This window comes from Acidovorax sp. KPB24-07 (genome assembly GCF_057543315.1).
This window is the reverse complement of sequence record NZ_BAAJYS010000095.1, coordinates 1-13,061: the sequence shown is the minus strand read 5'-3', so window position 1 is coordinate 13,061 and position 13,061 is coordinate 1. Positions and strand designations below refer to the sequence as shown.

7 protein-coding genes, 1 tRNA gene and 3 pseudogenes are annotated in these 13,061 nt (G+C 67.6%); 7 read left to right on the top strand and 4 right to left on the bottom strand.

Translation table 11 applies throughout. The features are described 5' to 3' along the window. Positions 1-334: 334 nt before the first annotated feature. The 3 genes and pseudogenes from AC27IQ_RS12170 to AC27IQ_RS12160 all read left to right on the top strand — a co-directional run. Positions 335-832 (top strand): annotated as a pseudogene (locus tag AC27IQ_RS12170) (TonB-dependent receptor plug domain-containing protein); the annotation flags it as partial. After that, positions 806-2,419, top strand: coding sequence for a TonB-dependent receptor domain-containing protein (locus AC27IQ_RS12165; RefSeq protein WP_487089628.1), 1,614 nt, complete (start codon positions 806-808; stop codon positions 2,417-2,419). The pseudogene AC27IQ_RS12170 and the gene AC27IQ_RS12165, both read left to right, overlap by 27 nt. A 281-nt stretch (positions 2,420-2,700) precedes the next feature. Next, positions 2,701-3,861, top strand: coding sequence for a DNA topoisomerase IB (locus tag AC27IQ_RS12160; RefSeq protein WP_487089627.1), 1,161 nt, complete (start codon positions 2,701-2,703; stop codon positions 3,859-3,861). Between the two features lie 41 nt (positions 3,862-3,902). Here the strand turns inward: AC27IQ_RS12160 and fumC are convergent, their stop codons facing one another. Beyond that, positions 3,903-5,288, bottom strand: coding sequence for a class II fumarate hydratase (gene fumC / locus AC27IQ_RS12155; RefSeq protein ID WP_487089626.1), 1,386 nt, complete (start codon positions 5,286-5,288; stop codon positions 3,903-3,905). 187 nt (positions 5,289-5,475) lie between these two features. On the opposite strand from fumC, the gene AC27IQ_RS12150 reads away from it, so the two are divergent. From AC27IQ_RS12150 to murI, 3 genes and pseudogenes are all read left to right on the top strand, one after another. After that, complete coding sequence (locus tag AC27IQ_RS12150; protein ID WP_487089625.1) at positions 5,476-7,695, top strand: putative bifunctional diguanylate cyclase/phosphodiesterase; 2,220 nt, start codon at positions 5,476-5,478, stop codon at positions 7,693-7,695. A 73-nt stretch (positions 7,696-7,768) separates the two neighbouring features. Beyond that, positions 7,769-9,321 (top strand): annotated as a pseudogene (locus tag AC27IQ_RS12145) (fumarate hydratase). Positions 9,322-9,451: 130 nt separating this feature from the next. Next, the gene (murI, locus tag AC27IQ_RS12140) at positions 9,452-10,381 is read left to right on the top strand and encodes a glutamate racemase (protein ID WP_487089624.1); all 930 of its coding nucleotides are present in this window, start codon (positions 9,452-9,454) and stop codon (positions 10,379-10,381) included. Positions 10,382-10,427: 46 nt separating this feature from the next. On the opposite strand, the gene AC27IQ_RS12135 is transcribed toward murI, so the two are convergent. The 3 genes from AC27IQ_RS12135 to AC27IQ_RS12125 form a co-directional block, all read right to left on the bottom strand. Continuing rightward, positions 10,428-10,982, bottom strand: a complete 555-nt coding sequence (locus AC27IQ_RS12135; protein WP_284428902.1) for a M48 metallopeptidase family protein — start codon at positions 10,980-10,982, stop codon at positions 10,428-10,430. Positions 10,983-11,010: 28 nt separating this feature from the next. Next, positions 11,011-11,643, bottom strand: coding sequence for a DUF6806 family protein (locus AC27IQ_RS12130; protein WP_272564201.1), 633 nt, complete (start codon positions 11,641-11,643; stop codon positions 11,011-11,013). A gap of 13 nt (positions 11,644-11,656) precedes the next feature. Beyond that, a tRNA-Leu gene (locus tag AC27IQ_RS12125) sits at positions 11,657-11,748 on the bottom strand. Positions 11,749-12,130: 382 nt separating this feature from the next. On the opposite strand from AC27IQ_RS12125, the pseudogene AC27IQ_RS12120 reads away from it, so the two are divergent. Further along, positions 12,131-13,061 (top strand): annotated as a pseudogene (locus AC27IQ_RS12120) (hypothetical protein); the annotation flags it as partial.

Here is a 13,061-nt window from a genome sequence, read left to right as displayed (position 1 = left end):
TGGATGGATCCGGTCGGTGTACGGGGTGGGCTTCGCGTTCGATGAGGACGCGGGCGAGACACAGGGGTCGGGCCAGGAGCGCCAAGCCGGAGGCCGGGTAACCAGTCAGTGAGCGATGGCCGATGGCCGACTGGCCGATGGCCGATGGCCGATGGCACAGGATTTTGCTATTTTTTCAATAGCTTAAAACCCTTTCTAACACTGCGGCTTGCCGCTTTTTCAACACCTCCTTCCACCGTTCGGCGAAGCCCGAAATTTCTTCTGAAACCCACCGATTGGTCAAATAGTAAAAGCGAATCACTATCATTTGCAGTTTTTACAGGAAACTGCTTTCATGATCTTGCCGTCTTCGCTCCGCCCCCAGCCCCTGTCCCTCGCGATTGCCCTGGCGTTGAGCGCCGGTGCCCACGCCCAGACCGCCCCGCCTTCCGAATCGCGACGTGCGCAACCCGCGCAGGCCGCCCTGTCCACCGTGGTGGTCACGGCCTCGGGCACGGCCGTGGACATCAAAGAGGCGCCTGCCAGCATCAGCGTGATCACCCGCGAAGACATCGAGCGCAAGCCCGTCACCAGCCTCGGCGAGCTGCTGTCCACCATTCCCGGCGTGACCGGCGGGCTGTCGGGCACGGGCGCGCAGTCCAAGATCCGCCTGCGCGGCCTGCCCGAGAAATACACGCTCATCCTCGTGGATGGCAAGCGCCAGGGCAATTCGGCCGGCGTGAACTACCGCGACGACCTGGGCCAGTAGGACCTGGATTGGATCTCGCCCGAGATGATCGAGCGCATCGAGGTGGTGCGCGGCCCGATGTCGTCGCTGTACGGCTCGGACGCCATGGGCGGCGTGATCAACATCATCACCCGCAAGATCGGCCTGCGCTGGGGCGGCTCCGCCACGGTCAACTACTCCAAGCCCTCCGATTCGGAGCGCGGCGACACGCGGCAGACGGGCTTCACCGTCAGCGGCCCGGTGACCGACCGCATCGGCCTGCGCGTGTCGGGCAACTACACCGAGCGCGATGCCGATGAAGGCACGGGCGGGCATGCGGGCACCTACCTGTCCACGGCCGGCGCGCGCAATCAGGGACTGAACGCGCTGCTGAGCTGGCAGCTCACGCCCGACCAGTCGGTGTCGCTCGAGGCGGCCCAGGCCACGCAGCGCGCCACCGGCTCGGACGCGCGCACCGCCAGCGGCGGGCAGGTCGTCAGCCCCTGGGGCCTGAGCCGGCTGCGGCACACCTCGTTCGGCCTGGGGCACGATGGCCGCTGGGGCGACGTGCGCTCCAAGATCAACCTGTCGCGCCACGAGTACGAGGACCTGGGCGACACCATCGGCAACCACTCGCGCGAAACCACGCTGGACGGCCGCGTGGACATGCCGCTGAAGCTCCTGGGCTTCGACCAGATGCTGACCACCGGGCTGCAATGGAAGCAGGAAGAACTGGACAACCGCGACACCATCGGCCTGGCCCCCATCGACTACAGCGGGCGGCCGGTGTCGGGATCGTCCCTGTCGGCCACCACCTGGGCGCTGTTCGGCGAGGACCAGATCTTCCTGCGCGAGAACCTGGCGCTCACGCTCGGCCTGCGCATGGACCACCACGAAAAGTACGGCAACAACTGGAGCCCGCGCGCCTACTTCGTCTACCACCCGGCCTCGGCGTGGACGGTGCGCACCGGCGTATCGCGCGGCTTCCGCGCGCCGGGCCTGAAAGAGAACTCGCCCAATGCCGCCACGCAGTCCGGCGGCAACGGCTGCCGCAGCCTGGCGGGCCTGGGCTGGACCAGCACCCGCGTGAATGCCGACGGCACGCGCGGCTGCTACATGGCCGGCAACCCCGACCTGCAGCCCGAGACCAGCACCAACTTCGAGCTGGGCACGGGCTACGAGCAGGGCGGCTGGACCTTCGGCGCCACCTACTTCCACACCGACTTCAAGAACAAGATCGACTACCAGCCCCTGGGCCTGTACAACGGCTTTTGGTGGACGCGCATGGCCAACGCCCAGCGCGCCCGCACGCGCGGGCTGGAGGCCAACGCCACCGTGCCGCTGGCGCCGTCGCTCGACTGGCGCACCAATGCCACGAAGATGTTCGAGTCCAAAAACCTCACCACCGGCGCCTCGCTGCTGTCCGTGCCGCGCCTGACCGTGTATTCGTCGCTGCAGTGGCGCGTCGCCCCGGCCTGGACCGCCGATGCCAGCGCCCGCTACGTGGGCAAGGAACTCGTCGTCACCGGCGCGGCCACCACCTTCGCCAGGGCCTACACCACCGTGGACCTGACCACCAGCTACCGGTTGAACGAAACCTTCACCCTGCGGGCCGGCATCCTCAACGTGGCGGACAAGCAGACGCGGGAACTGGGCAGCAACTACGACAACGGCGGGCGCACCTACTTCGTGGGGGCCACGGCGCGGTTCTGAGGCCCGGGCGATGCATGCGGCGGCGCGGCATCCACCGCGGCGCCCGCCGCTGCACCCACCTCGAATGCTATATTTTTAATAGCGCAATGCCCTAGTGGATATTGCACTGCAGGGCATTTTTACCCAAGGACCGCGGCGCGGGTGTCCACCGGACCGACGCGGCACGGATGCACTCCCACCGGCGCAGCGGGTTGCCTCCTACAGCCGGTCTGCGCCGGCTGGGCTGAGATCGGGGGACGCGCTTCGCGCCCCTTCTTGCCGCACTGCCTGCCGTCCCATCCATGCCACGCACCGCCACTGCCACCGCCCCTGCCGCCGCTTCGCCGGCCCGCCCGCCCGCCACCCGCCTGGCCCGCGGCCTGCGCTACGTCAACCCCGAGATGCCGGGCCTGAGCCGCGAGCGCAAGGGCGACGGCTTTCGCTACCGCCAGCCCGACGGCCAATGGCTGACCGACCCGGACGAGATCACCCGCATCCAGCGCCTGGCCATCCCGCCCGCCTATACCGAGGTGTGGATCTGCCCGCTGCCCAACGGCCACCTGCAGGCCACGGGGCTGGATGCGCGCGGCCGGCGCCAGTACCGCTACCACGCCGACTGGCGCCTGCAGCGCGACGAGGCCAAGTTCGAACGCATGCAGGCCTTCGGCCGCGCCCTGCCCCGCATCCGCGCCCGGGTGGCGCGCGACCTGCGGGCCAAGTCGGGCCCCACCCTGTCCCGCGAGCGGGTGCTCGCCACGCTGGTGCGCCTGCTGGACACCACCTACCTGCGCGTGGGCAACGAGGAATACGCCAGCACCAACCGCTCCTACGGCCTGACCACCTTGCGCACCCGCCATGCGGCGCTGCGCGGCAACCAACTACAGCTGCGGTTTCGCGGCAAGAGCGGCGTGCAACAGGAGGCCACGCTCGACGACCCGCGCGTGGCCCGCGTGGTGCGCCGCTGCCAGCAGCTGCCGGGCCAGGAACTGTTCCAGTACGAGGGAGAGGACGGCGCGCTGCATGCCGTCGATTCGGGCGACGTGAACGACTACCTGCGCGAGATCACCGGCACGCAGGAGGGCGAGCACTTCACCGCCAAGGACTTCCGCACCTGGCACGGCACCGTGCAGGCGCTGGAGCTGACGCGGCTGGCCTGCTCGCCCCAGCCCGGCGCGCCCGCGGTGACGGCCAAGCACATCCTGATCGAAGTGGCGCGGCAGCTGGGCAACACGCCGGCCGTGTGCAAGAAGTCGTACGTGCACCCCTCGGTGCTGGCGCTGGGATCGCGGCTCACTTCCGACGCCGGGCCAGACATGCAGGTGCTGTGGGAGCGCATCGGCGGCACGAACACGCCGCGCGCGCTGCAGGCCGCCGAGCGCCGGCTGCTGGCGTTCCTGCGGCACCAGGACCGGCCGGTGCGCGCCCCGCGCGCGCGTAAGCGCGCGCGCAAGACTACGCACTGAGCCGGCGGGCGACGGGGCGCTGGCGCCTTTTCAGTGCCCGCTCAGCGGCCGACCATGTTCCCCGGAACGACCCATTGGTCGAACTGCTCGCCGGTGACGTGGCCCGAAGCCACGGCCGCCTCGCGCAGGCTGGTGCCTTCCTTGTGCGCCTTCTTGGCGATGAAGGCGGCCTTGTCGTAGCCGATGTGCGTGTTGAGCGCGGTCACCAGCATCAGCGAGCGGTCCACCAACTCGGTGATGCGGTCGCGGTTGGGCTCGATGCCCACGGCGCAGTGGTCGTTGAAGCTCACCATGCCATCGGCCAGCAGGCGCACGCTCTGCAGGAAGTTGTGGGCCACCATGGGGCGGAACACGTTCAGCTCGAAATTGCCCGAGGCACCGCCGAAGTTGATGGCCACGTCGTTGCCGAACACCTGGGCGGCCAGCATGGTCACCGCCTCGCTCTGCGTGGGGTTGACCTTGCCCGGCATGATGGACGAGCCGGGCTCGTTCTCGGGAATGCTCAGCTCGCCGATGCCGCTGCGCGGGCCGCTCGCCAGCCAGCGCACGTCGTTGGCGATCTTCATCAGGCTGGCGGCCAGGGTCTTGAGCGCGCCGTGCGCATGCACCAGCGCATCGACCGAGGCCAGGGCCTCGAACTTGTTGGGCGCCGTGACGAACGGCAGCCCGGTCAGGCGCGCCAGCTCGGCGGCGGCCTGCTCGGCGTAGCCCTTGGGGGCGTTCAGGCCGGTGCCCACGGCGGTGCCGCCCAGGGCCAGTTCGCACAGGTGCGGCAGCGCGGCGCGCACGTGGCGCTCACCGTGATCGAGCTGCGCCACGTAGCCCGAGAACTCCTGGCCCAGCGTGAGCGGGGTGGCGTCCTGCAGGTGGGTGCGGCCGATCTTCACGATGCCGTCGAAGTCCTCGGCCTTTTTCGCCAGCGTGGCGCGCAGCTTGGCCAGGGCGGGCAGCAGCCGGTGCGTGAGCGCCTCCACCGCGGCCACGTGCATGGCGGTGGGAAACACGTCGTTGCTCGACTGGCTGCGGTTCACATCGTCGTTGGGGTGCACCAGGCGGGCCTCGCCGCGCTCGCCGCCCAGGATCTCGCTGGCGCGGTTGGCCAGCACCTCGTTGACGTTCATGTTGGTCTGCGTGCCCGAGCCCGTCTGCCAGACCACGAGCGGGAACTCGCCCGGATGCCGGCCGGCGATCACCTCGTCGGCCGCGGCCACGATGGCGTCGGTCTTCTTCGCGTCCTGCAGGCCCAGCGCCTGGTTGACCACGGCCGAGGCGCGCTTAACCTGCGCCAGGGCCCGGATGATCTCGCGCGGCTGCTGCTCGCCGGAGATGTCGAAGTTCTGCAGCGATCGCTGCGTCTGCGCGCCCCAGAGCTGATGGGCCGGCACCTCGATGGGGCCGAAGGTGTCGCGTTCGATGCGGGAGGTCATGTCTGGCGGGTCCGGTGGTGAAGAAACGAAAGGCGCACAAGGGTGCGCATCGTCCAAAAGCATAACGCGAAACAAAACCATTCTCATCGGTGGGGACCGCGTGGCGCAGAGACCCTCCCGGCCCCCGGGAGAGCCTGCGGTGGATACACTTGGACACCTTTGGCGCCCCACTGCCGCCGCACCTTCCATGCCCTCCCCGCTCGCCCCACCGCTGACCGGCTTCCTGCCGTCGCACCACGATCCCCTGGTGGTCGCAGCGTCGTTCGCCGTGGCGGTGCTGGCCTCGTACGTCACGCTCAACCTGGCACGCCGCGTGCGCACCTCCCACAGCCGCATCGGACTGGCCTGGTGGGCCGCGGGTTCGCTGGTGATGGGCACGGGCATCTGGTCCATGCATTTCCTGGGCATGCTGGCGTTCGAACTGCCCATCGCCCTGGGCTTCACCCCCGCGATCACCGCCCTGTCCTGGCTGGCCGCCGTGGCGGCATCGGCCGTCGCGCTGGGCCTGGCCAGCATGGAGCGCGTGCGGCATCGGCACCTGGCCGTCGGGGCGCTCGCCATGGGCGCGGGCATCAGCGCGATGCACTACATCGGCATGCGCGCCATGCACCTGTCCATCGGCATCGTGTGGAACGGCTTCTATGTCGCCCTGTCGGTGGCCGTGGCGGTGCTGGCCTCGGCCACGGCACTCTACCTGTTCCAGGCCCTGCGGGGCATGCATGGCCACCGGCGCAGGATGTTCCAGGCCGCGGCATCGCTGGTGATGGCGCTGGCCATCTGCGGCATGCACTACATCGGCATGGCCGCCGCCCAGTTCCCGCAGGGCACCGTGTGCCTGAGCGCCGATTCGCTGGGCGGCTCGGGGCTGGCCGCCATGGTGGCGATCTTCACGCTGCTGCTGATGCTCAGCACGCTGTTCATCTCCATCCTCGATGCGCGGCTGCAGAACGTCGCGCGCCGGCTCACCCAGTCGCTCCAGGACAGCAACGCCAAGCTGCAGCAGGCCAATGCCGAGCTGCAAAAGCGCGCGTTCGCCGATGCGCTCACCGGCCTGCCCAACCGCCTGCTGTTCGAAGACCGGCTCGCCCATGCGCTGCTGCGCCTGGAGCGCACCAACCACCACCGCGTGCTGGACCGCCTGGCCGTGCTGTTCGTGGACCTGGACGGCTTCAAGCCCATCAACGACTCCTTCGGCCATGCCGCAGGCGACGCCATCCTGTCGGAAGCCGCCCAGCGCCTGCGCGCCGAAGCGCGCGAAAGCGACACGGTGGCCCGCGTGGGCGGCGACGAATTCCTGCTGCTGCTGGAAGACGTGGGCAACACGGCCGACTGCATTGTGGTGGCCAACCGCATCCTGGCAGCGCTCGCCCTGCCCTTCCATGTGGCGGGCCGGCAGGTGCAGATCGGCTGCTCCATCGGCGTGGTGCTGCACCCCGACCACGGCGACCGCGACAAGCTGGTCGCCAATGCCGATGCCGCCATGTATGCCGCCAAGCGCGCGGGCGGCAACGGCTACGCCATGTTCGAACCCCACATGGGCTCCGACGCGTCCGACCAGTTGGAGCTGCAGAACGACCTGCGCCACGCCCTGTCGCGCGGCGAGCTCGCCCTGCACTACCAGCCCAAGATCGACGGCAAGCGCGGCCGCATCAACGGCGTGGAAGCCCTGCTGCGCTGGCACCACCCGAAGCGCGGCATGGTGAGCCCGCTGGTGTTCATCGGCCTGGCCGAGCGCTTCGGGCTGATCGGCCAGCTGGGCGCCTGGGTCATCGAAGAGGCGTGCCGGCAGATGGCCGACTGGGCGCGCAGCGGCCTGCGCATGCGCGTGGCGATCAACCTGTCGGTGCACCAGCTGCGCGAAAGCGGGCTGGCCGAGCGCATCGAGCACGCCCTGCAGTTCCATGGCCTGGATTCCTCGCAACTGCTGTGCGAGATCACCGAATCGGTGGCCATGGAAGACACCAAGGCCACGCAGCGCACCTTCGAAGGCCTGGCGCGCATCGGCGTGTTCCTGTCCATCGACGACTTCGGCACCGGCTACTCGAGCCTGAATTACCTGCGCCAGCTGCCGGCCCAGCAGCTCAAGATCGACCGCAGCTTCGTGAACGACCTCGAACACGAAGAAGACGCCCGCGCCGTGGTCGATGCCGTGGTGCGGCTGGCCCACGCCCTGGGCCTGCGCGTGGTGGCCGAGGGCGTGGAAACCAGCGGCCAGCGCGACATCCTGCTGGCCATGCGTTGCGACGAGCTGCAGGGCTTTTTCTACGCCCGCCCCATGCCGGCGGACGTGCTGCTAGCCTGGGCCCAGGGCGACAAGCCGGAAGGCTCGGCGGATTTCGCGCCCTCCGTGATCGGCGGGCTCGAGGCGCTCGAAAGCCTGCCGTTCGACGCCGCCCCCCGCGGCTGACCGCCGCCAGCGCCGTCCGGAGCGGGCGGCGATAATTGCGCGGTTCGTTCTTTCCCCAAAAACACACCCCACCATGACCACGACCATCCGGTACCACGACCTCGTGGAGTCCGTTGCTGCGTCCCTGCAGTACATCAGCTACTACCACCCCGCCGACTTCATCGCCCACCTGGCGCGCGCCTACGAGCGCGAGCAGAGCCCGGCGGCCAAGGACGCGATGGCGCAGATCCTCACCAACAGCAAGATGAGCGCCACCGGCCAGCGCCCCATCTGCCAGGACACCGGCATCGTCAACGTGTTCCTGAAGATCGGCATGGACGTGCGCTGGGAAGGCTTTCCCGGCGGCCTGGAAGACGCCATCAACGAAGGCGTGCGCCGCGGCTACAACCACCCCGACAACACGCTGCGCGCCAGCGTCGTGGCCGACCCGCAGTTCGCCCGCAAGAACACCAAGGACAACACGCCCGCGGTGATCTTCACGCAGATCGTTCCGGGCGACACCGTGGACATCACCGTCGCGGCCAAGGGCGGCGGCAGCGAGAACAAGTCCAAGATGGTCATGATGAACCCCAGCGACAACCTGGTGGACTGGGTGCTCAAGACCGTGCCCACGATGGGCGCCGGCTGGTGCCCGCCCGGCATGCTGGGCATCGGCATCGGCGGCACGGCGGAAAAAGCCGTGCTGCTGGCCAAGGAAAGCCTGATGGACGACCTGAACATGTACGAGTTGCAGGCCAAGGCGCGCGCGGCGAAAAGCTCGACCAGGTCGAGGAACTGCGCCTGGAGCTGTACGAGAAGGTCAACGCCCTGGGCATCGGCGCGCAGGGCCTGGGCGGCCTGAGCACCGTGCTGGACATCAAGGTCAAGATGTACCCCACGCACGCGGCCTCCAAGCCCGTGGCGATGATCCCCAACTGCGCCGCCACGCGCCACGCGCACTTCGTGCTGGACGGCTCCGGCCCCGCCTATCTGGAGGCGCCTTCGCTCGACCTGTGGCCCAAGATCGACTGGGCGCCCGACTACAACAAGAGCCGCCGCGTCAACCTGGACACCCTCACCAAGGAAGAAGTGGCGAGCTGGAAGCCGGGCGACACGCTGCTGCTCAACGGCAAGATGCTCACCGGCCGCGATGCCGCGCACAAGCGCATCCAGGACATGCTGGCCAAGGGCGAGAAGCTGCCCGTGGATTTCACCAACCGCGTCATCTACTACGTGGGCCCCGTGGACCCGGTCAAGGACGAGGCCGTGGGCCCCGCCGGCCCGACCACCGCCACGCGCATGGACAAGTTCACCGAGATGATGCTAGCCGAAACGGGCCTGATCTCGATGATCGGCAAGTCCGAGCGCGGCCCGGTCGCCATCGAAGCCATCAAGAAGCACCAGAGCGCCTACCTGATGGCCGTGGGCGGCGCCGCCTACCTGGTCAGCAAGGCCATCAAGGAAGCCAAGGTCGTCGGCTTTGCCGATCTGGGCATGGAAGCCATCTACGAGTTCACCGTGGTGGACATGCCCGTGACCGTGGCCGTGGACGCCGGCGGCACCAGCGCCCACATCACCGGCCCGGCCGAATGGCAAAAGCGCATCGCCACGGGCGAGTTCAAGTCCATCGACCTCGTCGCCGCTTGAACGCCCTCTCCGGCCATGGCGGCGGCTCCAGGCGTGGCTTGGTGGCGGCCCTCGGCCGCGGGTCGGCCCGGCAGCCGCTGGGGCCGCCGGAGTTGTCTGATTTTTCCGTTCACATCGCACCAAGGCACGCATGACGCCCACCTCGCAGCAACGCCCCATCGGTGTGTTCGACAGCGGCATCGGCGGCCTGAGCGTGCTGCGCGCGCTACAGGCCGAACTGCCGCACGAGCGCTTCGTCTACCTGGCGGACAGTGGTCACGCGCCCTACGGCGAGCGGGGCGACGCCTATGTCGCCGCGCGCACCCACGCCATCACCCGCTACCTGCAGGCGGTGCACGGCATCAAGGCCCTGGTGGTCGCCTGCAACACGGCCACCGCCGCCGCCATTCACGAGGTCCGGACCCAATGCCCGGACCTGCCCCTCGTCGGCCTGGAGCCGGCCATCAAGCCCGCGGTGGCGCTCAGCCAGACCGGGCGCATCGGCGTCATCGGCACACGGGGCACGCTCACCAGCGGCAAGTTCGCGTTGCTGCTGGGGTCGCTGCAATCGCAGGCCGAATTCGTGGTGCAGCCCTGCGACGGGCTGGCCTACGCCATCGAACGCAGCACTGAACATGCGGTGCCTGAAGCCGCCGAATCCTCCGAGGTGCGCGAACTGTGCACGCGCTACATCGCCGCCATGGGTGCGTTCGGCACCACGGCAGGCCACATCGACACCCTGGTGCTGGGCTGCACCCACTATGTGTTCGCCGACGAGGAGTTGCGCGCCCTCATCGGCCCGGCGGTGCGCCTGGTGGACACCGGCGAGCCGGTTGCCAGGCAAACCCGCCGCCTGCTGCAGGCGACCGGCCTCCTGGCGGACCCGGGCGACGAGATCCCCGCCGCATGCGACCGCATGCAACTGATCACCACGGGCTCGCTGCCGCCCCTGCAGGCCGCAGCACAGCGCTGGCTGCAGCTACCGGCCCGATGCTGCAGCACGGCCACCGTGCCGGCGGACGGTGCAGGTGCAGGTGAAGCTGCAATGGTTCATGAAGCCAATCGGGCTCCGGCGCAATAAAGCTCCCGGCGTCTAGCTACAAAAACAATAGCATACGCAAAGGCCATCAGACGCCCCAGAGGCGCTCACCCGCATGCTCAATGTGGGTCAGATACAACCGCGTATCGAACTCATACTGGTGGTAGCGGGGCTCCATGTGCTCGCACAACTGGTAGAAGGCCTTGTCGTGGTCCTTCTCGCGCAAGTGGGCCAGTTCGTGCACGACGATCATGCGCAGAAACTCTTCCGGTGCCTGCTTGAACATGGAGGCGATGCGGATCTCGTGCCGCGCCGTCAGGCGCCCGCCCTGCACGCGCGCCGACGAGGTGTGCAGCCCCAGCGCGTGCCGCACCACATGGATCTTGCTGTCGAACACCACTTTCTGCACCGTATCGGCCTTGCGCAGATGCTGCGCCTTCAGGTCGGCGGCGTATTGGTACAGTGCCTTGTCGGTGCGCACGGCATGCGCCTGGGGATAGCGCCGCTGCAGCAGGGCCGCCAGGCCCCCTTCGGCGATGAGCGTGCGCACCTGATCCTGCAAGGCATCCGGGTACGCACGAAGGTAAGGCAGTTCGATCGCCATCGGCCCTGACCCGCTGGCCGCCTCTGGATGAGAGGCCATTGGATCGTTCGGAAAAACGGGGGTGTTCTCAGTGCAGATGGCGGGGACGGCGCCCGCCACTGCCGCCATGGCCACCACCGGAACCGCCACTGCCGCGTGGCGGCTTGCCGATCTCCAGCGAGTTCACCAGGGCATCGAAACGCTGCGAGAACAGCTTGTCGATCTCGGCCACCACGCCGCCCAGCTCGGCGCCATCGAAGTGGCGCTCCATCATGTTCACGACATCCTGAACGAGCAGATCGCGCTGCACCTGCATGATGGCCGCGGGGGTTGGCCCCACGAACAGCATGAGGAAGTCGTCACGCGCTTCGGTGCCGTCATCCTCTTCGTCCTCGTCGAAGTCGGTGTCATAGAACGTAACCTCGATGGCCGCGCCCTGCTCCGACAACTCGTTGAGGCTCATGCACATCTCGTCGAGCGACTGGCGGAAGTCCTCGTCACCGCGCACCGTCCAGCAGATCTGCAGGGTGTGCTCCTTGGCGTCGAACTGGATGCCGGGCTCTTCCTCATAGGCGCTCGCCGCACCATCGGCCAAGGAACGGGCCCCGGCGTACTTCCAGAGCGGCTTCAAGGCCTCTTGCAACTGGTCGAACCCCGTATCGGCCCGCAACTGCACCTGGCCGTGGACATGGATTTCAAAGGGAGCGTTGTAACTTGACATGATCGAATCGTAGTGGTGCCCCGAGCCGGGGTCGAACCGGCACGCCCCTTTTCAGGAAGCGGCGGATTTTAAGTCCGCAGTGTCTACCAATTTCACCATCGGGGCGCCGGCTGCGCGGTGCGCACCTTGCATTCAAGCGTAACCCGGGCCACGCAGGTGCGCAACGCTGCCAATGCGGATCGGCCAATCCAAAGAGCAACCGACTCGCGCAATAGAAAAGGGAAGCCGAAGCTTCCCTTGCAAAACGGAGCGGGAAACGAATGCTCGCTTCCGACTCAACTTCTTGATGCACAAGAGGTTTTTCGGACACCCCTCGGGCAGAAAACCCAGATTATGTCCTACTTTTTCGGGTGTGGCCAAGTTCCAAGCCCACGCGTAACCTGTAACCTCCAGTGCAATTCACCCCACCACGGAGGGATAGGCAATACGGAATCGACGTGTTCCAGTGCTGCTTCCTCAAATTCTTCGCTCTTCCAAAGGGTTTCACATGCACAACGCACCAACGAACCGCCCATTCACCTCGGCCTTCATCCTGACGGGTTTGATGGCTGCCTGTGCTTCACCGGCCTGGGCGCAGACGGCAGAGCCCGAGCCTGGCATGTGGAGTTTCGACGGCGAATTGGATGGCCGACCAGGCCGCAGCCTGCACATCGATACGCAGTACGGCCGATCCATGGCCGTCTCCTATCTCGGCTATCGCGCGGATGGATCGTCTTTCTTCCTGCAAGCGGGAGGTGCGCGCCCGGGAGGATCTTCGAGCTTCAACGGCACCTTGCGCGAATTCCGCAATGGTCCGGTCATCGGCGCAGGTGTCGGCCAAGGCGAGGAGGCGGCCACAGCAGGCCCGGTGCAGGTTGTCTTCGACACCCCCACCTCGGGCACAGTCACGCTGCCGGGTGACACTCCGCGGCGCATTTCACGTTACCGTTACGAGGACCCTACCGAGCGGCTCACACGCTTTCCGATCGGCGTGCGATCTTATGCAGCCGTCGCTGCAGCCCAGAACGATCCGTTGGAGCTGTCTTTGAAATTACAGGGCGGGCAGTTCGCCATGGAGACGATCAATCCACAGTCAGGTCCGGGTTTCCCCCGTTGCAGCTATGCGGGTACGTCCCAGCCCGCAGGCTCTGGCGTTTCGTCCGATGGCACGTTCACCTGCACCACGGAAGCGGAGGGCACTACGACGGGCACCTACCGTGCCGAGCATTTCGTGATGCAGGCGGATGGCCTTTTCACTGGAACGCTGTGGCGCAACGGTGAGCGTTCCGAACTGTTCGGTGGGTGTCTGGGAGGCGCCGTCCTGATCGGCTGGCCCTCCCTTTGCGACTTCGGTCGAAACGGCGTCAAGACCGAGCCGGAACCCGGCATCTGGGGCTTCGAGGGTGAGGTGGACGGCAGACCGGGCCGCAGCCTGCAGA

Bases quoted from the DNA above. Each gene is read 5' to 3' on its own strand.
- AC27IQ_RS12165 (WP_487089628.1), top strand. From the start codon at position 806: ATGTCGTCGCTGTACGGCTCGGACGCCATGGGCGGCGTGATCAACATC.
- AC27IQ_RS12160 (WP_487089627.1), top strand. From the start codon at position 2,701: ATGCCACGCACCGCCACTGCCACCGCCCCTGCCGCCGCTTCGCCGGCC.
- fumC (WP_487089626.1), bottom strand. From the start codon at position 5,288: ATGACCTCCCGCATCGAACGCGACACCTTCGGCCCCATCGAGGTGCCG.
- AC27IQ_RS12150 (WP_487089625.1), top strand. From the start codon at position 5,476: ATGCCCTCCCCGCTCGCCCCACCGCTGACCGGCTTCCTGCCGTCGCAC.
- murI (WP_487089624.1), top strand. From the start codon at position 9,452: ATGACGCCCACCTCGCAGCAACGCCCCATCGGTGTGTTCGACAGCGGC.
- AC27IQ_RS12135 (WP_284428902.1), bottom strand. From the start codon at position 10,982: ATGGCCTCTCATCCAGAGGCGGCCAGCGGGTCAGGGCCGATGGCGATC.
- AC27IQ_RS12130 (WP_272564201.1), bottom strand. From the start codon at position 11,643: ATGTCAAGTTACAACGCTCCCTTTGAAATCCATGTCCACGGCCAGGTG.